Source organism: Tenacibaculum finnmarkense, assembly GCF_900239185.1.
Taxonomy (GTDB): domain Bacteria; phylum Bacteroidota; class Bacteroidia; order Flavobacteriales; family Flavobacteriaceae; genus Polaribacter; species Polaribacter finnmarkensis.
In genome coordinates this window covers 188,754-210,613 of sequence record NZ_OENA01000023.1, presented here as the reverse complement: position 1 = coordinate 210,613, position 21,860 = coordinate 188,754, and the positions used below count along the sequence as shown (strand labels likewise).

Genomic DNA, 21,860 nt, shown 5'->3' with positions numbered 1-21,860 from the left:
CAGTAACATCAGCAGGAAATGGAACTTTAACAGAAGCTGAATTAACGACAGCAGGAGTAACAAACACCGGTTTAAGTGCAACTGAAATAGCAGCAATTCAAACAGCAGTAGCCGCAGCAAGTCCTGCACCTACCGATGCAGCAGCATTACAATTAATTGTAGACGGAGCATTAACTGAATTAGTAACTGAAACTGCAGCAGTATTAGCAGCAGTAACATCAGCAGGAAATGGAACTTTAACAGCCGTTGAATTAACAGCCGCAGGAGTTACAAATACAGGTTTAAGTGCAACTGAAATAGCAGCGATTCAAACAGCAGTAGCCGCAGCAAGTCCTGCACCTACCGATGCAGCAGCATTACAATTAATTGTAGACGCAGCATTAACTGAATTAGCAGCAGAAACTACAGCAGTATTAGCAGCAGTAACATCAGCAGGAAATGGAACTTTAACAGAAGCTGAATTAACGACAGCAGGAGTAACAAACACCGGTTTAAGTGTTGCTGAAATAGCAGCAATTCAAACAGCAGTAGCAGCAGCAAGTCCTGCACCTACCGATGCAGCAGCATTACAATTAATTGTAGACGCAGCAGTAACTGAATTAGCAGCAGAAACTGCAGCAGTATTAGCAGCAGTAACATCAGCAGGAAATGGAACTTTAACAGAAGCTGAATTAACGACAGCAGGAGTAACAAACACCGGTTTAAGTGCAACTGAAATAGCAGCAAGTCCTGCACCTACCGATGCAGCAGCATTACAATTAATTGTAGACGCAGCAGTAACTGAATTAGCAGCAGAAACTACAGCAGTATTAGCAGCAGTAACATCAGCAGGAAATGGAACTTTAACAGAAGCTGAATTAACAGCCGCAGGAGTAACAAACACCGGTTTAAGTGTTGCTGAAATAGCAGCAATTCAAACAGCAGTAGCAGCAGCAAGTCCTGCACCTACCGATGCAGCAGCATTACAATTAATTGTAGACGCAGCAGTATCATCAATGCCTATTACTTGGAATGGTACAAGTAATGATTGGAATGATGTTTCTAACTGGAGTACAAACACAGTTCCGTTAGCTACTTCAAATATTGTAATACCAACTGGTTTAACTCATTACCCAACAACAAGTTCAGCATTAACTGTTAAATCATTAACGGTTGAATCAGGAGCTTCTTTTATACCTCAAGCGACCGTAACAGGTCCTGTAACTTTCAAAAGAAACTTACCTGCTGGAAATTGGCATTTAGTATCATCACCTGTTGCAGATGCAACTTATGAAGGTATTATTGCGAATAATACACTTGCTATAGGAACTGGTGGTAATATTGGTATTGGAGTATATTCAAATGCTACAGGTTTACCTTGGGATTATGCAACTTCAGCTAAAACTGGAACAATGCCTTTAGGACTTGGTATTTCAATAAAATTAGCAAATATTGGTGATTTTTCAGTTACAGGAATAGCAAATATTTCAGATGTTAATCAGCCAATAACTTTAGGGGCTAGAACTAATTTTAATTTAGTTGGTAACCCATTTATGGCTTACGTTAATTCTAAAGATTTTGGTCTTGCAAATAGAGATTTAATTACAGAACAAACTATCTGGGTATGGGAAGGGTCTGAATATGTAACATACAATGCAACAACGCCTATTGAAATATCGCCAGGACAAGGTTTCTTTGTTGAGGCAGTTGCTGATGGTGACATTATTTTTGCGAAATCAAATCAAAGTCATCAAGCATCAGATACTTTCAAAAGAGAATCACCTAGACAATCTTTTGAATTATTTGTAGAAAACGAAGCGAGTAAAAAATCAACAAAAGTTTTTTATATAGCGAATAAAACGACTGGTTTTGATAATGGATACGATTCTAAAATGTTTGGAGGAGTTAAAGCATCGAAACTAGAAGTATTTACGGAGTTAATTACCGAAAATAAAGGAAATAAATTAGCAATACAATCGTTACCTAGTACTAATATGGAAGCAATGGTTGTTCCTGTAGGAATTACTGCTGAAGCTGGTAAAGAAGTAACATTTTCTGTAAATGCTAAAAACCTTCCTGAAGGTATTAATATCTATTTAGAAGATAGAGTAGCGAATACTTTTACAAATATATCTAACAAAGGATATAAAGTTGTTTTAGAAAACGCAGCTAAAGGTACTGGTCAATTCTATATTCATACTACTTCTAAAGATTTAGAAAATGTAACTATTGAGCAAAACTTACAAGATGTAAGTATTTATAAATCGGCTAATAATAGTGTAACGATTACAGGTTTACAATCGGAAAATGCATCGTTAAATGTATATTCAATGTTAGGTGAAAAAGTAATTAGCAAACAATTTAAAGTAACAGGCGTTAGGGTAATTGAATTACCTAAAATGGCAAAAGGTGTTTATATTGTAGAAGTAATTTCTAATTCAAAAAAAATCACAAAGAAAATTATCTTAGAATAATTTTTAATAAAAAAGATAAATATTATGAAAAAACAAACTAAAAATAAAGTAGAAAATATATCTAGAAAAGAAGCATTACAAAAGATAGGGAAATACGGAAAATATGCTAGTTTAACAGCATTAGGAACATATTTAGTTTTAAATCCGCAAAAAGCACAAGTACAAAGTCCAGGTCCAGAAGCTCCAGGAACTGGAGGCTTTTAAATTTTAACTATTTTTCAATAATTAAACCCCGATTTTTTTCGGGGTTTTTTTTATAAACAAAATGTTTCGTCTTAGATTGATATAGATTATTAATGAAATATTTTTTTTAATTCATATTGTACGTACATTGACAGAAGTATTTTATTAGAGAAGGTATGAATATTTATTTTTCAAATAAAGCTTAGAGTCTGTTTAAATTTCATTTAAAAACGTTTTATAGCTGAAAAATCGAATCCGTCAAACTAAATTTATTTCAGTTTCTCATACTGATTTTCCAGTGTTATTAGCCTTATGCGATGCTGAAATAAATTCAGCATGACGGTTATCTAATTTTTATTTAATTTTTAAAAAACTTATGATACTAAAAAAAATGTGATAATGTTTAATAACTATAAAAAATCCTCAAGTAATTTACTTGAGGATTTTGGTATATGAAAAAAAATACTAAAAATATTAATGACTTGGCGCTTCTAATAAGTTAAGCGTACTGGTGTTTTTAATTTTTACTGCTTCAGAAAAATCACCATGAATAATTAAGGTGTTTTCATGACGATGTACTAATTTACTCATTTTATTACGGTTTAATAATAAAACAGTTTTAGAACCAGAATGATCTTTTGCTTCTAAAATGTTTTCACCATTAAATTCTACAATCCATCCGCTTTCTTTGATGTTGTTTTCGTATTCTAATTCGATAACAGGCATTTTAAAAAAACGGTAATCTTGAATATATCCTAATGCTATTTTTAAACGTAAATTACCACCTTCAACCGTATATGAATCTTCTTTTAAGCCAGCATCTTTAAAAGAAAACTTGTTAAAAGCTGGTTTGTCCATTGTAATTTCTAACTGTCCTTCTGTTGCGTTTAATATCATAAGTAGTTTTTTAATTTATTAATATAACTTCTAATTACTAGTATAAATTTAGGCTTACTATTACTTTTAATTCATGATATTTATCATTGTTTTTAATTTTTTTTATAACTAAGTATCAGCTTACATATTCCGTCTATACTGACCACCAACTTTAAATAAAGCTTCGGTAATTTGCCCTAAAGAACAGAATTTAGTCGCCTCCATTAATTTATCGAATAAGTTTTCATTCTGAACAGCCGCTTCTTGAAGAATTGCTAATTGTTCTTGAACTTTTCCGTCGTTGGCTTTGTTCAATAATTCTTTAGTTTGAATTTGGAATTGTTTTTCTTGCTCTGTAGCACGAATAACTTCCGCAGGTTGAACCGTTGGCGAACCTTTCGAGCTTAAAAAAGTATTTACACCAATAATAGGAAACTCTCCAGTATGCTTTAAAGTTTCGTAATACAAGCTTTCTTCTTGTATTTTAGAACGCTGATACATGGTTTCCATAGCACCTAAAACACCGCCACGTTCTGTAATTCTATCAAATTCAGTTAACACAGCTTCTTCTACTAAATCGGTTAATTCTTCAATAATAAAAGCACCTTGAATCGGATTTTCATTTTTAGTTAATCCTAATTCTTTATTGATGATTAATTGAATAGCCATTGCTCTACGTACAGATTCTTCGGTAGGCGTTGTAATTGCTTCGTCATAAGCATTTGTGTGTAGCGAATTACAATTATCGTTAATTGCATATAAAGCTTGTAAGGTTGTACGAATATCATTAAAATCAATTTCCTGAGCATGTAAAGAACGACCAGAGGTTTGAATATGATATTTTAACATCTGCGCTCTTGAGTTTGCTCCGTATTTATGTTTCATGGCTTTTGCCCAAATTTTACGAGCAACACGACCAATTACTGAATATTCAGGGTCAATTCCGTTAGAGAAAAAGAACGATAAGTTAGGTCCGAATTTATTAATATCCATTCCACGAGATAAATAATATTCAACATAAGTAAATCCGTTGGATAGTGTTAATGCAAGCTGCGTAATCGGATTTGCACCAGCTTCGGCAATATGATATCCAGAAATTGAAACAGAATAAAAATTACGTACCTGTTCTTTTATAAAATATTCTTGCACGTCGCCCATTAAACGTAAGGCAAATTCTGTTGAAAAGATACACGTGTTTTGTGCTTGATCTTCTTTTAAAATATCCGCTTGAACCGTACCACGAACTTGTGCTAAGGTAGTTTTTTTGATTTCAGCATACACATCCGAAGGTAAAATCATATCACCAGTTAATCCTAAAAGCATCAATCCTAAACCATCATTTCCTTGCGGTAAACCTCCTTGATAGGTGGGTCTTTCTAAACCTTTTGAATTATAAATTTCATCAAATTTAGCCTCAACTAAATCTTCTAAATTATTTTCTTTGATGTGTTTTTCACAATTCTGATCGATTGCCGCATTCATGAAAAAACCTAACAACATTGGCGCAGGACCATTAATTGTTAAACTTACAGAAGTTAAAGCGTGTGTTAATTCAAACCCTGAAAACAATTTTTTAGCATCGTCTAAACAACAAATAGAAACTCCTGCATTTCCTATTTTTCCGTAAATATCGGGTCTTCTACCAGGGTCATTTCCGTATAAAGTAACCGAATCAAAAGCAGTTGATAAACGCTTTGCAGGCATTCCTAAACTTACATAATGAAAACGTCTGTTGGTACGTTCTGGTCCTCCTTCACCTGCAAACATTCGTGTTGGGTCTTCACCAGTTCTTTTAAATGGATATAATCCTGCGGTATATGGAAACTCTCCTGGAACATTTTCTTGTAAATTCCAACGTAATAAATCGCCCCAAGCTTGGTATTTTGGTAAGGCTACTTTCGGAATTTGTGTATGCGATAAAGATTCACTGTGTGTATCAATATTAATAACTTTATCTCTTACTTTAAAGCTATAAACAGGGTCTTTGTATTTTTGAACTTTGGTTTTCCAATTTAAAATTACTTCCCAGTTATGAGGATCAAGATTTAGTTTTACTTTATCAAATTGCGCTATTAATAATTTTGCAAAATCAATTTCATCCTTTGGAGTTTCTTTTAAAATATCATCTTTTTCTAATCCATTTTTAGATAGAAAATCTTCTTTTATTTCCTTCGGAAGAATAGATAAAATGGTTTGAACAATACCATATAATTTTTGAGCAACAATAACTTGGCTATCTACTTTTTTATCGTAAGCTCTATTACTTTCTGATATTTCAGATAAATAACGAACTCTTCTTGGTGGAATTACAAAGATTTTTTCAGACATTTCTTTGGTGATTTCCATCTTTGATGTTAAATCAACGCCAGTTTTTTCAACGATTTTATCCATAATACGTTTGTATAGCGTATTCATTCCAGGATCGTTAAATTGAGAAGCAATTGTTCCAAAAACGGGCATGTCATCCATATGAATATCCCACAAATTATTGTTACGCATGTATTGTTTTTTGACATCACGAATGGCATCTAAAGCACCACGTTTGTCAAATTTATTGATAGCTACTAAATCAGCAAAATCAAGCATATCGATTTTTTCTAATTGCGTTGCAGCACCAAATTCTGGCGTCATTACATATAATGAGGTATCAGAATGTTCTATAATTTCGGTGTCAGATTGCCCAATTCCAGAGGTTTCTAAAATAATTAAATCAAATTCGGCAGCTTTTAAAACTTCGATGGCTTCATTTACATATTTTGATAACGCCAAATTCGATTGACGAGTAGCTAACGAACGCATATAAACACGGTCGTTATTGATGGCATTCATACGAATACGATCACCTAATAAAGCACCTCCAGTTTTTCTTTTTGAAGGATCAACAGAAATAATTCCGATAGTTTTTTCAGGGAAATCAATTAAAAATCTGCGGACTAATTCATCAACTAAAGATGATTTTCCAGCACCACCAGTTCCTGTAATTCCTAAAACTGGTGTTTTCGAATTTTTATTTTTTTCGTGAATTGTACGTAATGTTTCTTTTGCTACTTCAGGGAAATTTTCTGCAGAAGAAATAATTCTAGCAATACTTCCGATTTCTTTTTTTGATAAATGATTTATTTCTCCGTTTAAAACATCGCCAATGGCAAAATCAGCAGTTTTCACTAAATCGTTAATCATTCCTTGCAATCCTAGTGCGCGTCCATCATCAGGAGCATAAATACGAGTAATTCCATAATCCATTAATTCTTTAATCTCTTCAGGAAGAATTACACCGCCACCGCCACCAAATATTTTGATATGATCAGCACCTTTTTCCTTTAATAAATCGAACATATATTTAAAATACTCGATATGCCCACCTTGATAAGAAGTCATTGCAATAGCATTGGCATCTTCTTGAATTGCACAGTTTACAACTTCTTCAACGCTTCTGTCGTGCCCTAAATGAATTACTTCAACACCTGTGGATTGAATAATTCGACGCATAATATTTATGGCAGCATCGTGCCCGTCAAATAATGAAGCAGCTGTTACAATTCGTATTTTGTTTGTTGGTTTATAGGGTGTTATTTTTCTCATCCGTAGTGCTTTAAATCAAATTAATGAAGCAATCTACGAATTTATTAAAAAAGACAGCAATTCTTTACGACTTATAAATAATGAATAAAAGCCCATTTTTTCCGAGATTCAAGGTAGTATAAATTATCTTCATTTTGGTAAGATTCTCTTTCAAAACTGATGTTTTTATAGGCTAAATAACCATTTTTGTATTTGATACATTTTACAAGCCACTCGATGCCATAAAAAAGATAAAAGAAAATAACGAGTAATTCTAGCTGTTGTTTTAGGTGAATTTTTTCGTGATTTATTAAAACGTAATTTTCTCTTAATTCTTCTTTTTTTAAAAAGATAAAAGGAAATAAAGCGAGCCCAACAAATCCTTTAGGAATAAGAAATTTTGAAATAAAAATCATAAAATTATAAGGGGTGGTTTGTGTGTAAAAATAAGCATTTATATTTTGGAGAGTATATTGTTTTAGTAAGCTAGTGGTTAAGGTATTGTTTTTTCTAGTAGCGATTTTAAAATAGGGTTGCTATTATTTTTATGCCAAACAACCGACAAGGTAGTACGTTGTTTTATAGTGGTGAGGTCAATAAATTGCACGCCCATATCGTAGCCATATTGTAACGATTTTGGAACAATTGATAAACCAAAATTATTTTCGACCAATTTATAAATTGAAGCTGCATGAATGGTATTGTGCGATATTATAGGAGCGAATTTAGCATCATCAAAAATTTGCATTACTTTTTCATGATAAGAAGGACTATAAGACGGATCAAAAAGAATAAATGATTCGTTTTTTAATGCTGATAATCCTTTAAAATTAGCCGTATTTACAGGATGATTTTTCGGTAAAACCAAGCAAAAAGGCTCTTTTAAAATCGGCTGAATGGCAAGTCCTCTAGGCACTCTATCTAGCCTTACAAAACCAATATCAATATCTTTAGAAAGCAGGCTGTCAATTTGTTTTTGATTGTCCATTTCTTGCAATCCGAATTGCACATTTGGGTGGTCTTTTTTAAATTCAATCAATAAATTAGGGATGATTTCTTGCATTGCAGAACCTACATAACCAAAATTTAAATGCCCATTTTTACCTTCCTGTAGCAATTTGGCATGTTCAAAAATATGATTTAGGTTTTTTAAATTTTGAGTAAGTGCTCCCTTTAAATAGCTTCCCGCTTCGGTTAATGCTACTTTTCTGTTATGACGCACAAATAATTGCACCTCTAAATCGGCTTCCATTTGTTTTATTTGTCGGCTTAATCCTGGTTGCGAAATAAACAAGCGTTCTGCTGCTTTTCTGAAATGTAAACATTCGGCAACGGCTAAAAAATAACGAAGATGGCGTAGTTCTGTTTGATTACTTCTTTGATTACTCATGGGTATCAATTGATAACTTTTTAAGTCTTATTAGGTATCAAAAATATAAATAACTTTGTGTAAAATAAAATAGAAGCCAATGTTTAAGTACGGAATAGATGCCTTAACGGTAAATAAAGTTATTGAAATATCAAAAGGAACTTTAAAAGCGGTGGTTACAAGCGATGCCGCAATTAAAATAAAGGAATGTAGAACAAAGGTGGAGGTAATGGCAAATTCAACCGCTGCTGTTTACGGAATTAACACCGGTTTTGGTCCTTTGTGCGACGTGCAAATATCGCCTGAAGAAACCAGTAAATTACAAGAAAATTTATTGATAACCCATGCCGTTGGTGTTGGTAATCCTATTGATAAAGAATTGTCAAAAATGATGATGATTTGTAAGGTTCATGCACTTTGTCAAGGTTTTTCAGGGGTTCGTTTAGAGCTAATTGAGCGTATTATCTATTTTATTGAAAACGATTTATTGCCTGTTGTTCCTGAGCAAGGTTCGGTAGGAGCTTCTGGTGATTTAGCGCCGTTGTCACACTTGTTTTTACCGTTGTTAGGTGAAGGAGAATTCTGGCAATCCGAAGAAATTATTTCAGCAAAAGAAGTGTTAAAAAAGCATAATTTACAGCCTTTAACATTAATGGCAAAAGAAGGATTAGGTTTAATTAATGGTACGCAATTTATATTATCGCACGCTATTTTAGGCTTGAAAAAAATGGAATATGTGTTAGATTTAGCCGATGTTACTGGGGCAATGACCTTAGAAGGATATTCAGGAAATGTATCGCCGTTTAAAGAAGAATTACATTTAATTCGCCCGTTTAAAGGGAATTTAAAAGTAGCTGAACGCATGAGAATGCTTTTAAAAGATTCTGAAAATGTTGCTGATACGACATTCGAAAGAGTGCAAGACCCGTATTCGATTCGTTGTATGCCACAGGTTCATGGAGCGTCAAGAAATGCCTATGCACATTTAAAAGAATTGGCAGAAATAGAAATGAATTCTGTAACCGATAATCCTATTGTACTGAGTGAAACCGAAGCAATTTCTGGAGGTAATTTTCACGGACAACCTTTAGCAATGGCGTTAGATTATACATCAATTGCAGTTTCTGAATTAGGAAATATAGCCGACAGACGTTGTTATTTATTGCTAGAAGGAAAGCACGGTTTGCCAAGATTATTAACATCGGCAGGTGGTTTAAATTCTGGTTTTATGATTCCACAATATACTACGGCGGCTTTGGTTACCGAAAATAAATCCTTGTGTTTTCCGCCTTCGGCAGATAGTGTGCCAACTTCATTAGGGCAAGAAGATCATGTATCTATGGGAAGTATTTCAGGAAGGAAATTCAATCAAATATTAGGGAATTTAGATAAAATATTAGCCATCGAATTAATGTACGCAGCACAGGCAATGGATTTTAGAAGACCTAATACTTTTTCGCCAATTTTAGAAGAAAATTTTAAAATTATCAGAAATAAAGTAGCTAAATTAGAGGAAGATCGTATTTTGAAAGATGATATTAATGCGCTAATTAAGATGGTTAAAAATCAAGAGTTTAAAGTTTGTTAAAAAAAGAAATTATGATGTCATTTAAAAAACAAATTAAGCAAGGTATTCCTAATGAATTACCTGAAATGCCCGTGTATGATTCGTCAATAAACAGGGCTCCGAAACGTAAAGATATTTTAACATCCGAAGAAAAAAAATTAGCGCTAAAAAATGCTTTGCGTTATTTTGATGCAAAACATCATGCTGTTTTATTGCCTGAATTTGCTAAAGAATTAGAAGATTACGGACGAATATATATGTACCGTTTTCGCCCTACTTATAAAATGAAGGCAAGAGATATTAAAGAATATCCAGGGAAATGTAGCCAGGCAAAAGCAATCATGTTAATGATTCAAAATAATTTAGATTATGCCGTAGCCCAACATCCGCATGAATTAATTACCTACGGAGGAAATGGTGGCGTTTTTTCTAACTGGGCGCAATATTTATTAACTATGAAATATTTGTCTGAAATGACAGATACTCAAACTTTAACCATGTATTCTGGGCATCCGATGGGTTTATTTCCGTCGCATAAAGATGCGCCAAGAGTCGTCGTTACTAACGGAATGATGATTCCAAATTATTCAAAACCTGATGATTTAGAGAAATTCAACGCTTTAGGAGTTACACAATATGGGCAAATGACCGCTGGTAGTTATATGTATATTGGTCCGCAAGGAATTGTGCATGGAACTACAATTACGGTATTAAATGCGTTTCGTAAAATTAAAAAATCACCTAAAGGAAATGTCTTTTTAACAGCAGGTTTAGGTGGAATGAGTGGCGCACAACCAAAGGCAGGAAGTATCGCAGGTTGTATTACGGTTTGTGCTGAGGTAAATCCGAAGATTACAGAAATACGTTTATCGCAAGGTTGGATTGATGAAAAAATCACCGATTTAGATGAATTAGTAGCACGAGTAAAATCAGCAAAAGAAAACCAAGAAACAGTTTCAATCGCTTATTTAGGAAATATCGTAGATGTTTGGGAGAAATTTGACCAAGAAAATGTACATGTCGATTTAGGTTCAGATCAAACATCGTTACATAATCCTTGGGCGGGTGGTTATTATCCTGCCGATATTTCTTTTGATGATGCCAATGAAATGATGGCAAACGAGCCTGAATTATTCAAAGAAAAAGTACAAGAAACCTTGCGTCGTCATGCAAAAGCGATTAATAAACATACTGAAAAAGGAACGTACTTTTTTGACTACGGAAATGCCTTTTTATTAGAAGCAAGTAGAGCAGGAGCAACGGTTCATAAAGATGAAAATGATGCTTTTTGTACGGTGGATAATTCAAAATTAGGAAGCGAAGTTTTTGCCTATTCTAGTTATGTGCAAGATATTATGGGACCGATGTGTTTCGATTATGGTTTTGGTCCTTTTCGTTGGGTTTGTGCTTCGGGAAATCCTGAAGATTTAGCTAAAACAGATGCAATTGCTTGTAAAGTTTTAGAGAAAATTAGAAAGAATTCTCCTGTTGAAATTCAACAGCAAATGGCGGATAATATCCAATGGATTAAAGGCGCACAAGAAAATAAATTAGTCGTCGGTTCGCAGGCACGTATTTTATATGCCGATGCAGAAGGACGTGCAAAAATTGCCGAAGCTTTTAATAAAGCGATTAAAAAAGGGAAGATAGGAAAGGTTGTTTTAGGGCGTGATCATCATGATGTTTCGGGTACCGATTCGCCATATCGTGAAACTTCAAATATTTACGATGGTTCTCGTTACACCGCTGATATGGCAATTCAAAATGTAATTGGCGATAGCTTTAGAGGTGCTACTTGGGTGTCTATTCACAACGGTGGTGGCGTTGGCTGGGGCGAAGTTATTAACGGTGGTTTTGGCATGCTTCTTGATGGTTCTAAGGCAGCATCAAAACGCTTAAAATCAATGCTTTTTTGGGATGTAAATAACGGAATTGCACGAAGAAGTTGGGCGAGAAATCACGGCGCTGTTTTTGCAATTAAACGTGCTATGAAGTCTGAAAAGGAATTGCAAGTTACCGTTCCTAATTTTGTAGATGATGCCTTATTTAATACTGATTTTAAACAAGAATAAATCCTACTAAAATGAAATTATCTAGCCTATTTTTTTTACCAATTATCGCTTTAATGATAACCTCGTGTAGTTCGGTAAGAGTAACAACCGATTACGATACAGAAGCTGATTTTAATAGTTATAAAACATTTGCGTTTTATAAAAAAGGAATTGACAAAGCGGCTATTTCTGATTTAGATAAAAAACGTATTATGCGCGCTATTGAACAAGAATTAATAGCAAAAGGGATGGCTAAATCGGCATCGCCTGATGTTTTAGTGAGCTTGTTTACAAAATCAAGAGAACGAATTAATGTTAATGATAGGATGTATGGCGGGTTTTATTATCCATATTATTATGGTATGAATGGCTTGAATAACATGAATCGAATAAATGTATCTCAATATACCGAAGGAACTTTATTTATTGATGTTTTAGATGCTCAAAACAAAGCATTGGTTTGGCAGGGTATTGGTACTGGTGCGTTAAGTAGTCGTAGTGTTGAAAGAAAGCAAGCTAGAATTAAAGAATTTGTAAAAGAGATATTGGCTGAATATCCGCTAGAAAATAGTAAAAAGTAAGAAAAATTTAGTATCTTTTATTTTAGACCTCACAGGTTTTTAAAACCTGTGAGGTCTTATAGTTTATTAAGAAATTAAAATAAATTCTAAATAACGTATCTTTTTTTGATATTTGCAGTACGATAAATTATGATAAACGAAATTTTAAAAGCAACTCCCGATGAGTATTATGTAAACGAGCAAGGGTATCGGGTTTTTAAAGAAGCCTATCATTTAAGGCGTGGATACTGCTGTAAAAGTGGTTGTAAACATTGTCCTTTTGGATATGATAAAAAAACAGATAGCTTCAAGTAGAATAGAAAAGAGTGTGACGATTACTAATAAAATGTATCTTAAAAGATAGAAACCAAAACAAAATAAAGATTAAAAATGAAAAAAATTATAGCAGTAGCAGTACTAGCACTTTCTTTAACAGGCTGTGCCGAATTACAAAAAGTTGTAAGCCAATTGCCACAAGGAACTCTTGGTGGTGGTTTGTCGCAACAGCAAATAGGAAATGGTTTGCGTCAGGCTTTAGACAACGGAATTAAAAATCAAGTAAAAAAATTAACTGCTAAAGATGGTTTTTATAACAATCAATTGGTAAGAATTGCTTTGCCAGAAGAGTTGAAAAAAGTAGATAAAGGCTTGCGTAAAATCGGTTTAAGTAAATTAGCCGACCAAGGTTTAAGAGCTATTAATAGCACCGCAGCAGATGCTGTTAAAACAGCAACACCAATTTTTGTAAATGCTGTAAAACAGATGTCTTTTAACGATGCAAAAACTATTTTATTAGGCGATAAAAACGCAGCAACTTCTTATTTAAAAGGAAAAACAACTACGGCCTTATACAGTAAATTTAACCCGGTGATTAAAAAATCATTTTCAAAGGTTGGAGCAGATAAAATTTGGACGAATTTAATCAATAGATATAATAGTATTCCTTTTGTAAAAAGAGTAAATCCGAATTTAACAGATTATGTTACAACTCAAGCTTTACAAGGTGTTTTTACTATGATTGCTGTAGAAGAAAAAGGAATTCGTGAAAAAGCAGGATTGCGAAATACGGCATTATTACGTCAGGTATTTGCGTTGCAAGACAAGTATTAAAAAATATAAATTAGGCTTAAAAGCTTAAAATAAAATTATAAACACCTCGTTGATTTTTAAAATTAATGTGGTGTTTTTTTTGTGATTTATTTGCCTATTTTTCAGTTAAAAACAGTAAGGTTATAGATGTAGATTATGTATCGTTATGAAAAAACGAACATATTATTTAATTTGGGTAAAAGTGGGGGACTTCTAAATTAATTTGATCTCTTGTATTTAAGAGTGTAAAAAAAGGGTATTACTGTAGTAAATTTTTAGCTTTTTAAATAGGTTCTAAAATCCTATAACTTCCTGAAATTCTTTTTTATAACTTTTACTGATACGAAATGTTTTATTGTCATTTATTTTTACATCAGTTTCGCCGTAATTAGAAGCAATTATTTCATCAATAAAATTAGTATTGATAATTGTTGAACGGTGTATTCTTATAAAGTTACTAGCGTTTAATCGTTTTATGATACTCGATAAAGATTCTCGTAGTAAAAATTTACGGTTATCAGTTGTAAAAATTTCAATGTAGTAACCCGAAGCCGATATGTATTTAATCATATTTCTTTCAAGTAAAATTACTTTATTACCTGATTTTATATTGATTTTAGTGCCTTTTACAGTGGTGTTTATTTTAGTTTTTTCTTCAGAGTTCTCTTTCATAAAATCTAAAATATCATTTAAGTTACTTTTAAGGCTAAAGCGATTTTCAATTTTTTTACGTGCTATTAATTTATCTATAGAATTAAAAAAAACGGGCTTTATTCAAGGGTTTTAATAAATAATCAAATGCAGCATAATCAAAGGCTTTTAAAGCATCTTTATTTGAGGAAGATGTAAAAATAAAAACAGGTTTTTCAGAAAGTGTTATGTTGTCAATAACATCAAAACCACTGCTGTTGTTTAGCTGTGTATCAAGATACACAATATCGGGTTTTAGTGTGTTGATTTTATCAATAGCTTCAATAGCTGTAGCACATTGATCTATTACTTTTAAAAAATCAAATTCAGTTAATAGTTCTTTTAAGTTGTTGATAGCTTGTTGGTCGCTATCGATAATTAGGACAGATTTTTGCATATTTTGAGGAAATATTTTATGAAAATCAGTAGTAAAAGTTATTGAGAAATAGGTCAATAGACTACTGAGGGTACAAATTTAAACAATGAATTAGTAATTCCGATACTAAAATACCAATTTATTGTTAAAAATTAACATTTTTTTTGGTTTTGAAACAGTTATTAACCGCTTTTTAAAGGTTTTTCACATCAAAATAGCGGTGTTTAGCTTCAAAAGCTTGTTAAGGAGTAACTATTGCCTTTAAATTTACATCCAATAATAATTAAAATTAAATATTTTATGAATCCACGTTACAAAAACGTATTGTGTATTTTATTTTTTCTAGGTTTTCTAGTAAATGTAAGTGCACAACAAAAGATGATTACAGGTACTGTGTCAGACAGTGCTGGTCCATTACCAGGAGTTAATGTTGTAATAAAAGGTACAGTAACAGGTGCTGAAACTGACTTTGATGGTACATATACTGTAAAAGCATCAGCAGGGCAACGCTTAGTGTTTAGCTTTGTAGGTATGCAAAATATTACTAAATTGGTAGGTGCAAAAACTACGATTAACGTAGTAATGCAAGAAGATGCAAATGTACTAGAAGAGGTTGTTGTTGTCGGATACGGAACATCAACTAAATCGGCATTTACAGGTACTGCAAAAGTTGTAAAGGCTGAGGTATTAGCTGCAAAAAGTGTTTCAAATATTTCACAAGCTTTAGCGGGTGAAGCTGCAGGGGTACAGGTTATAAATACTTCAGGTCAGCCAGGAGCATCGGCAACAATTAGAATTAGAGGTTTTGGTTCTGTAAACGGAAACAGAGATCCTTTATTTGTGGTTGATGGCGTTCCTTTTGACGGAGCACTTAATACGATTAACCCATCTGATATTGCATCTACAACGATATTAAAAGATGCTACGGCAACTGCAATTTATGGTTCTAGAGGAGCAAATGGAGTTGTTTTAATTACAACAAAATCAGGTAAAAATGGTGTTTCATCAATTGAACTTGATGTTAAAACAGGTGTTAATTTTAGCAATTTAGCAAGATATAGTACTATTAAATCACCAGAAGAATACATTGGTCTTTCTTGGGAAGCAATGAGAAATAAAGGAGATTTTAATGGTAAAGCTGATGCAACTGCGTATGCAAATGCGAATCTTTTTTCAGGAAAAGGAGTTAACAGTGCTTATAATTTATGGAATGTTTCTGATGTTTCTAAATTAATTGATCCTGCTACAGGAAAAGTTAGAGCAGGTGTTGCTAGAAAATACACGCCAGAAAACTGGGCTGATTATGGTTTCCAAACTTCTATTAGAACAGAGGCAAACTTAAAAATGAGTGGTGGTGATGATAAAACAAAATACTTTTCTTCTTTTGGTTATTTAGAAGATAAAGGATATGTACTTAATTCAGATTATAAAAGATATACTTCTCGTTTAAACTTAACACATAACCCAACTGATTGGTTAAAAGCAAGTGTTAATTTAGGATATACTTTTGGAAAAACGACTTCAAACGGACAGTCTGAAGATTCAGGAAGTGTTTTTTGGTTTGTTGATAATATTCCTTCAATTTACCCATTATTTACTAGAGATACCAATGGTAAAAAAATTGATGATCCTATTTACGGAGGTCATATTTACGATTTTGGAGATGCAGGACGTGGTTTTGGAGCTTTAACAAACTCAATTGCAAATGCTAAGTATAACTTAAAAAGGTCAGAAAGACATTCGTTAAATGCTAATTTTTCTTTTAACTTTCAATTAGCAGAAAACTTAAGTTTTGAGTCTAGATATGGAGCTCAATATTATAGTTATATTCATAATAATATTCAAAACCCTTTCTACGGATCGGCAGCTGGAGGAGATACTAAAGGTCGTTTATTTAAACAAAACCAGTATGCGGTTACGCAAAACTTCTTAAACATGTTTAAGTATAATACTTCTTTTGGTGATCATAAAGTTGATTTTATCGCAGCTCATGAGTCTAATCAATGGAAAAGACAAAGAGGTTATACTGATGTAAAAAGAGTTGTAAACCTTAATAATGGTTTAGATGATCCTACAAACTATGTAGAAACTGCTGGTAAATCAACAGGATATAGAGAAGAAACGGCTATTGAAAGTTTCTTCGGGCAGGCAAACTATAATTATGATGGTAAATACTTTTTTACTACCTCTGTAAGAAGAGATGGTACATCAAGATTTAAAAACAATAAATGGGGTACTTTCGGTTCTATCGGTGGTTCATGGATTGTAACCAAAGAAAACTTTATGAACGATGTTGAGTTTGTAAACAATCTTAAAGTAAAAGTAAGTTATGGTATTTTAGGTGATCAATCTATCGGTTCAAGATTAAGTGATATTTATGCTGGGCAAAACGGATATGATATTGAAAACTTAGGAGGACAAATTTCACTTCCTGTACGTGCAAGACAAAATGCTGAATTAACTTGGGAAACTTCTAAAATGTTTCAAACAGGTGTTGAGTTTACTTTGTTTGATAACTTAGTTGATGCTTCTTTTGATTACTACGTTAAAAATACAGAAGATTTAATTTTTGACAGACGTTTAGGACCTTCTATAGGAGATGCTTTAGAAAAGGTAAATGATGGTAAATTAAAAAATGCTGGTTTTGAATTTGATATTACTACGCATATTATTAATAAGAAAAACTATACGTTCGATGTTTCTTTAAACGGAGAGTTTTTAAAGAATGAATTAACGCAAATGCCTATTGACCCGTCAACAGGAAAGGCTAAGTTATTAGATCAAAGTGGTAACTACGGACGTTCAAAAGGGCATTCATTATTTGATTACTACATGAGAGAATGGGCTGGTGTTGATGCTAACGACGGTGCTGCAATGTGGAATGTAAACTATGTAGATGCAAACAAAAATGATGCTTTTGATAAGGGAGAAGAAATTAAAAACTATAATAAGTTTTTAACAGACAACCCAGATGCTAAAATATCACAAGGAACTACTAAAGTATATTCACAAGCTACACAGAAATATGTAGATAAATCGGCAATTCCGACAGTAAGAGGAGCTTTCAGATTATCTGCTAAAATTCATGATTTTGATATTAGTTCTCAATTTGCATATAGCTTAGGAGGTTATGCTTATGATGGTGCATATGCAAACTTAATGTCGAACGGTCAAGTTGGAGGTAACAACTGGTCTACTGATATGAGAGACAGATGGCAAAAGAAAGGTGACATTACAAATGTTCCTAGATTATATAGTAACGAAGTTACTGCTGTTACAAGTTCTTCTACCAGATTTTTAACGTCTACAGATTACTTAGCGTTAAATAATATAAGAGTAGGATATACAATTCCTGTACAATACATTAAAAAAGCAGGTTTAGGTAGCGTAAACTTATATGCTTCTGGAGATAACTTATTTTTATTAAGTAAAAGAGATGGATTTAATCCAGCAACTTCAGAAACTGGTTCTTCAGATCAATACAGATATTCTCCTTTAACAACATTTGCTTTCGGAGTAAGAATTAAATTTTAATCATTGAAAATTTAAAAAAGATGAAAAAAACAATATTAAAATCTATTGCAGCAGTAGCTATCTTAACGATATCTGTTGGATGTGGTAATGATTTCTTAGAAAAATCACCTACAGGATTTATTAACGTAGAAGATTACAATCTTTCAGGTAGTCTTAATCCTGATGTATTAGATGGTACCCTTAGAGGTGTTTATTCTACAATGATTAACCCTGAAACAGGTGGAACTACAAACGATGATGATTTTGGTCAAAAAGGATATGATATCTATAGTGATATGTTATCTGGAGATATGGCTTTATCATTAAGTTCGTACGGGTATTATAGAAGTCTTACAACTTTAGAAGATACGGTTGACTATACAAGATTGACAAATTACAGGCCTTGGAGATATTACTACAGAATTGTAAGAGGAGCTAATTTAATTATTAACGGTTTAGGTGATGCGCAAGAAACTGTAGAAGCTAAATATGCGCTTGGGCAAGCAAAAGCATTAAGAGCTTATGCGTACTTTTATTTAAGTCAATTCTATATGAAAGAGTACAACCCTAGCACGAAGGTTTTACCTATTTATACAAACCCTAAAACGCCAAACGTAGCACAAAGCACTACTAAAGAAGTATACGAGCAAATGATTAGCGATTTAGAATCGTCAATTACTTTATTAAACGGTTTTGTAAGAGGAACTAAAAATCAAGTAAATAGCGAAGTAGCTAAAGGTTTATTAGCATACGTTTACGGAGCAATGAACACTACGGAATCAAATGCAAAATCGTTAGCATTATTGAACGAAGTGGTAAACACTGGAAGTTTTAAAGTAATGTCTAAAGATGAAGTTGTTGGAGGTTTTGACGATGTAAATATTAACGGATGGATCTGGGGTGCCGATCTTACTACAGATATGAACTTCGGTTTAGTATCTTGGTGGGGGCAAATGGATGTTTATACCTATAGCTACCAATGGGCAGGTGATAAAAAATCAATTGACCAAGATTTATATGATGCAATTGATGCTACCGATATTCGTAAAACACAGTTTAACGATAATAAAGGAACTTCAAATCACTTAATACCTAACAATAAATTTTATCACCAAGATAAAGAAATTGGAGGTCAGCAAGTAGTAACTACTGATTATGTTTTCATGAGAATTAGTGAAATCTATTTATTAAGTGCAGAGATGGCAGCAAAAACAGGAAACGAAACTTTAGCTAAAGACAGATTAAAAGCTATCGTTAGTAAAAGAATGCCAGATGCTTCTTATATTGATGCTTTATCAGGAAAAGCTCTTTTAGATGAAATTTATTTCCAGACTCGTGTAGAGCTTTGGGGTGAAGGGAAAAGTTACTTAGCAATGAAACGTAATAAGGCAACTATTAAAAGAGGTGATAATCACTTAAGTTTAGTAGGAAAAGAAATTCCTTATAACGATGAGAGATTAACTTTTGAAATTCCACAATCTGAAATTCAAAACAATCCTTTTATAAACTAATAGGTTTATACTATAAAACGAAAAAGCACTCAATTTATTGAGTGCTTTTTTTGTTTTGAATTCAAATAGTAAGCTATTTGTGTCAAATATTTTTATAAAGTATTTAAAATATCCTTCATCTGTTCTTGTAAAACTTCAGCATTTTTAGCAGCAGCCTCTGCAAAATCTTCTTTATCCGAAGCATAAATAATTCCTCTAGATGAATTAATTAATAAACCAACGTTTTTAGTCATTCCGTATTTGCAAACATCTTGTAAATTACCACCTTGCGCTCCAACTCCTGGAACTAATAAAAAACTATCAGGTACAATTTTACGTATTTCTGTAAAATATTCGGCTTTGGTAGCCCCAACAACGTACATTAAGTTTTCTGAATTTTTCCAGTCTTTAGAGGTTTCTAAAACCTGTTTGTAAACCTCTTTCCTGTCTGTTTCTCCTACCATTTTTGTTTGAAAATCAAACGCTCCTTGGTTAGAGGTTAACGCTAACATAATGGTGTGTTTATCATCAAAAGCTAAAAAAGGCTCTACGGAATCTTTTCCCATATAAGGCGCAACCGTTACCGAATCGAAGGCTAAATCTTCAAAAAAAGCTTTGGCATACATGGTTGAGGTATTGCCAATATCGCCACGTTTGGCATCTGCAATGGTAAAAATTTCAGGATGTTTTTCGTTGAGGTATTTAATTGTTTTTTCTAAAGATTTCCAACCTTTTATACCGTAAGCTTCATAAAAAGCCGTGTTTGGCTTATAAGAAACACATAAATGATGTGTGGCGTCGATAATTGCTTTATTGAAGGCAAAAATTGGGTCTTCTTCTTTTAATAAATGGGTAGGGATTTTAGTTAAATCGACATCTAAACCGATGCATAAAAACGATTTCTTTTTGTTAATTTGCGTAACTAATTCTTGTGTAGTCATGTGTTGTTGTAAAAGTTAAGCAAAAGTACACTTTTTTAAGACTTTCCATTATCTTTGTTAGATATGTTTCAATATGTAATCAATAAATTTTTCTACGGATTTTTAACACTTTTTGGCGTAGTTACGGTAATTTTCTTTCTGTTTAACGTATTGCCTGGCGACCCAGCAAGAATGATGTTAGACCAACGAGAAGATACCGAACAGCTTGAGAATATCAGAAAAAAATACGGTTTTGATAAACCTATTTTTACGCAATATTTATATTATTTAAACGATGTTTCGCCGTTATCGTTACACAGTAATAAAGAGGAAGATTATACTTTTTTATCCGAAGGAAAATATACGTTTCAAAAAATAATTGGCATAAGTTCTGTAAATTTGGTGCTTAAATACCCATATTTACGGCAATCATTTCAAAAAAACGGTAAAAATGTATCCGAAGTAATTGCTGAAACCTTACCAAACACCGCTGTTTTAGCTATTTTTGCCATTGCAATTGCATTATTTTTAGGAATATTTTTAGGAATTTTATCAGCTTTATATAAAGATACTTTTTTTGATAAAATAATCGCTATATTAAGTACTTTAGGAATGAGTGTTCCTTCTTTTTTTTCGGCGATTTTAGTCGCGTGGTTTTTCGGGTTTGTACTGCATGAATTTACGGGTTTAGAAATGACAGGAAGTTTATATGAAGTTGATGATTTTGGCGAAGAAATACGTATGCAATGGAAAAATTTACTATTGCCAGCCATTGTTTTAGGGGTTCGTCCGTTGGCGGTAGTTATTCAATTAATGCGAAACTCATTATTAGAAACCTTAAATCAAGATTATATACGAACCGCAAACGCAAAAGGATTAACCAAGTATCAAGTGCTTAAAAAACACGCTTTAAAAAATTCGTTAAACCCGGTGGTAACAGCAATTTCAGGATGGTTTGCTTCGATGTTAGCAGGTGCGGTTTTTGTAGAGTATATTTTTAATTGGAACGGCTTAGGGAAAGAAATTGTAAACTCCTTAAATACGCTTGATCTACCTGTAATTATGGGGAGTGTATTAGTAGTGGCAACTTTATTTATAGGTATTAATATATTGGTAGATGTTATTTACAGTTGGTTAGATCCGCGAATTAAATTGAATTAAT

General features: G+C 32.9%; 19 protein-coding genes. 10 read left to right on the top strand and 9 right to left on the bottom strand.

The features are described from left to right. Positions 1 to 307 precede the first annotated feature (307 nt). The gene (locus tag AQ1689_RS03215; RefSeq protein WP_145993719.1) at positions 308 to 487 is read right to left on the bottom strand and encodes a hypothetical protein; all 180 of its coding nucleotides are present in this window, start codon (positions 485 to 487) and stop codon (positions 308 to 310) included. Positions 488 to 517: 30 nt separating this feature from the next. Continuing rightward, on the bottom strand, positions 518 to 883 hold the full coding sequence (locus AQ1689_RS03210; RefSeq protein ID WP_180947522.1) for a hypothetical protein: 366 nt from the start codon (positions 881 to 883) through the stop codon (positions 518 to 520). 112 nt (positions 884 to 995) lie between these two features. Here AQ1689_RS03210 and AQ1689_RS03205 point away from each other — a divergent pair, with 112 nt between their 5' ends. Then, positions 996 to 2,453, top strand: coding sequence for a T9SS type A sorting domain-containing protein (locus AQ1689_RS03205; protein WP_101955158.1), 1,458 nt, complete (start codon positions 996 to 998; stop codon positions 2,451 to 2,453). A gap of 24 nt (positions 2,454 to 2,477) precedes the next feature. After that, on the top strand, positions 2,478 to 2,657 hold the full coding sequence (locus tag AQ1689_RS03200; protein ID WP_101955157.1) for a hypothetical protein: 180 nt from the start codon (positions 2,478 to 2,480) through the stop codon (positions 2,655 to 2,657). Positions 2,658 to 3,110: 453 nt separating this feature from the next. On the opposite strand, the gene AQ1689_RS03195 is transcribed toward AQ1689_RS03200, so the two are convergent. From AQ1689_RS03195 to AQ1689_RS03180, 4 genes are all read right to left on the bottom strand, one after another. Beyond that, positions 3,111 to 3,533, bottom strand: a complete 423-nt coding sequence (locus tag AQ1689_RS03195) for a hypothetical protein (RefSeq protein WP_058885669.1) — start codon at positions 3,531 to 3,533, stop codon at positions 3,111 to 3,113. A 120-nt stretch (positions 3,534 to 3,653) separates the two neighbouring features. Continuing rightward, entirely contained in the window at positions 3,654 to 7,094 is a 3,441-nt protein-coding gene (locus tag AQ1689_RS03190) for a methylmalonyl-CoA mutase family protein (protein WP_101955156.1), read from the bottom strand. Between the two features lie 71 nt (positions 7,095 to 7,165). Next, the gene (locus tag AQ1689_RS03185) at positions 7,166 to 7,489 is read right to left on the bottom strand and encodes a hypothetical protein (protein WP_101914645.1); all 324 of its coding nucleotides are present in this window, start codon (positions 7,487 to 7,489) and stop codon (positions 7,166 to 7,168) included. Between the two features lie 77 nt (positions 7,490 to 7,566). After that, the gene (locus AQ1689_RS03180) at positions 7,567 to 8,463 is read right to left on the bottom strand and encodes a LysR family transcriptional regulator (RefSeq protein ID WP_101955155.1); all 897 of its coding nucleotides are present in this window, start codon (positions 8,461 to 8,463) and stop codon (positions 7,567 to 7,569) included. A gap of 79 nt (positions 8,464 to 8,542) precedes the next feature. Between AQ1689_RS03180 and hutH the strand changes: the two genes are divergently transcribed. The 5 genes from hutH (at position 8,543) to AQ1689_RS03155 (ending at position 13,730) form a co-directional block, all read left to right on the top strand. Beyond that, entirely contained in the window at positions 8,543 to 10,030 is a 1,488-nt protein-coding gene (gene hutH / locus AQ1689_RS03175; RefSeq protein WP_101955154.1) for a histidine ammonia-lyase, read from the top strand. A gap of 14 nt (positions 10,031 to 10,044) precedes the next feature. After that, entirely contained in the window at positions 10,045 to 12,081 is a 2,037-nt protein-coding gene (locus AQ1689_RS03170; RefSeq protein ID WP_101955197.1) for a urocanate hydratase, read from the top strand. A gap of 11 nt (positions 12,082 to 12,092) precedes the next feature. Beyond that, entirely contained in the window at positions 12,093 to 12,641 is a 549-nt protein-coding gene (locus AQ1689_RS03165; RefSeq protein ID WP_101914648.1) for a DUF4136 domain-containing protein, read from the top strand. A 129-nt stretch (positions 12,642 to 12,770) separates the two neighbouring features. Then, on the top strand, positions 12,771 to 12,935 hold the full coding sequence (locus AQ1689_RS03160; protein WP_158508522.1) for a DUF5522 domain-containing protein: 165 nt from the start codon (positions 12,771 to 12,773) through the stop codon (positions 12,933 to 12,935). Positions 12,936 to 13,010: 75 nt separating this feature from the next. Beyond that, entirely contained in the window at positions 13,011 to 13,730 is a 720-nt protein-coding gene (locus AQ1689_RS03155) for a DUF4197 domain-containing protein (protein ID WP_101914649.1), read from the top strand. A 273-nt stretch (positions 13,731 to 14,003) separates the two neighbouring features. Here the strand turns inward: AQ1689_RS03155 and AQ1689_RS03150 are convergent, their stop codons facing one another. Together AQ1689_RS03150 and AQ1689_RS03145 are read right to left on the bottom strand one after the other, a co-directional pair. Beyond that, complete coding sequence (locus tag AQ1689_RS03150; RefSeq protein WP_101955153.1) at positions 14,004 to 14,381, bottom strand: LytR/AlgR family response regulator transcription factor; 378 nt, start codon at positions 14,379 to 14,381, stop codon at positions 14,004 to 14,006. A gap of 82 nt (positions 14,382 to 14,463) precedes the next feature. Next, entirely contained in the window at positions 14,464 to 14,796 is a 333-nt protein-coding gene (locus AQ1689_RS03145) for a LytR/AlgR family response regulator transcription factor (protein ID WP_101955152.1), read from the bottom strand. A gap of 357 nt (positions 14,797 to 15,153) precedes the next feature. Here AQ1689_RS03145 and AQ1689_RS03140 point away from each other — a divergent pair, with 357 nt between their 5' ends. Together AQ1689_RS03140 and AQ1689_RS03135 are read left to right on the top strand one after the other, a co-directional pair. Next, the gene (locus AQ1689_RS03140; protein ID WP_232126388.1) at positions 15,154 to 18,309 is read left to right on the top strand and encodes a SusC/RagA family TonB-linked outer membrane protein; all 3,156 of its coding nucleotides are present in this window, start codon (positions 15,154 to 15,156) and stop codon (positions 18,307 to 18,309) included. Between the two features lie 20 nt (positions 18,310 to 18,329). Next, positions 18,330 to 19,799, top strand: coding sequence for a RagB/SusD family nutrient uptake outer membrane protein (locus tag AQ1689_RS03135; RefSeq protein ID WP_101955150.1), 1,470 nt, complete (start codon positions 18,330 to 18,332; stop codon positions 19,797 to 19,799). Between the two features lie 92 nt (positions 19,800 to 19,891). Here AQ1689_RS03135 and pyrF read toward each other — a convergent pair whose 3' ends face one another. Beyond that, positions 19,892 to 20,719, bottom strand: coding sequence for an orotidine-5'-phosphate decarboxylase (gene pyrF / locus AQ1689_RS03130; protein WP_101955149.1), 828 nt, complete (start codon positions 20,717 to 20,719; stop codon positions 19,892 to 19,894). Between the two features lie 63 nt (positions 20,720 to 20,782). Between pyrF and AQ1689_RS03125 the strand changes: the two genes are divergently transcribed. Further along, positions 20,783 to 21,859 (top strand): ABC transporter permease, encoded by a 1,077-nt coding sequence (locus tag AQ1689_RS03125; RefSeq protein WP_058885658.1) that lies wholly within the window; start codon positions 20,783 to 20,785, stop codon positions 21,857 to 21,859. Position 21,860: the final 1 nt, after the last annotated feature.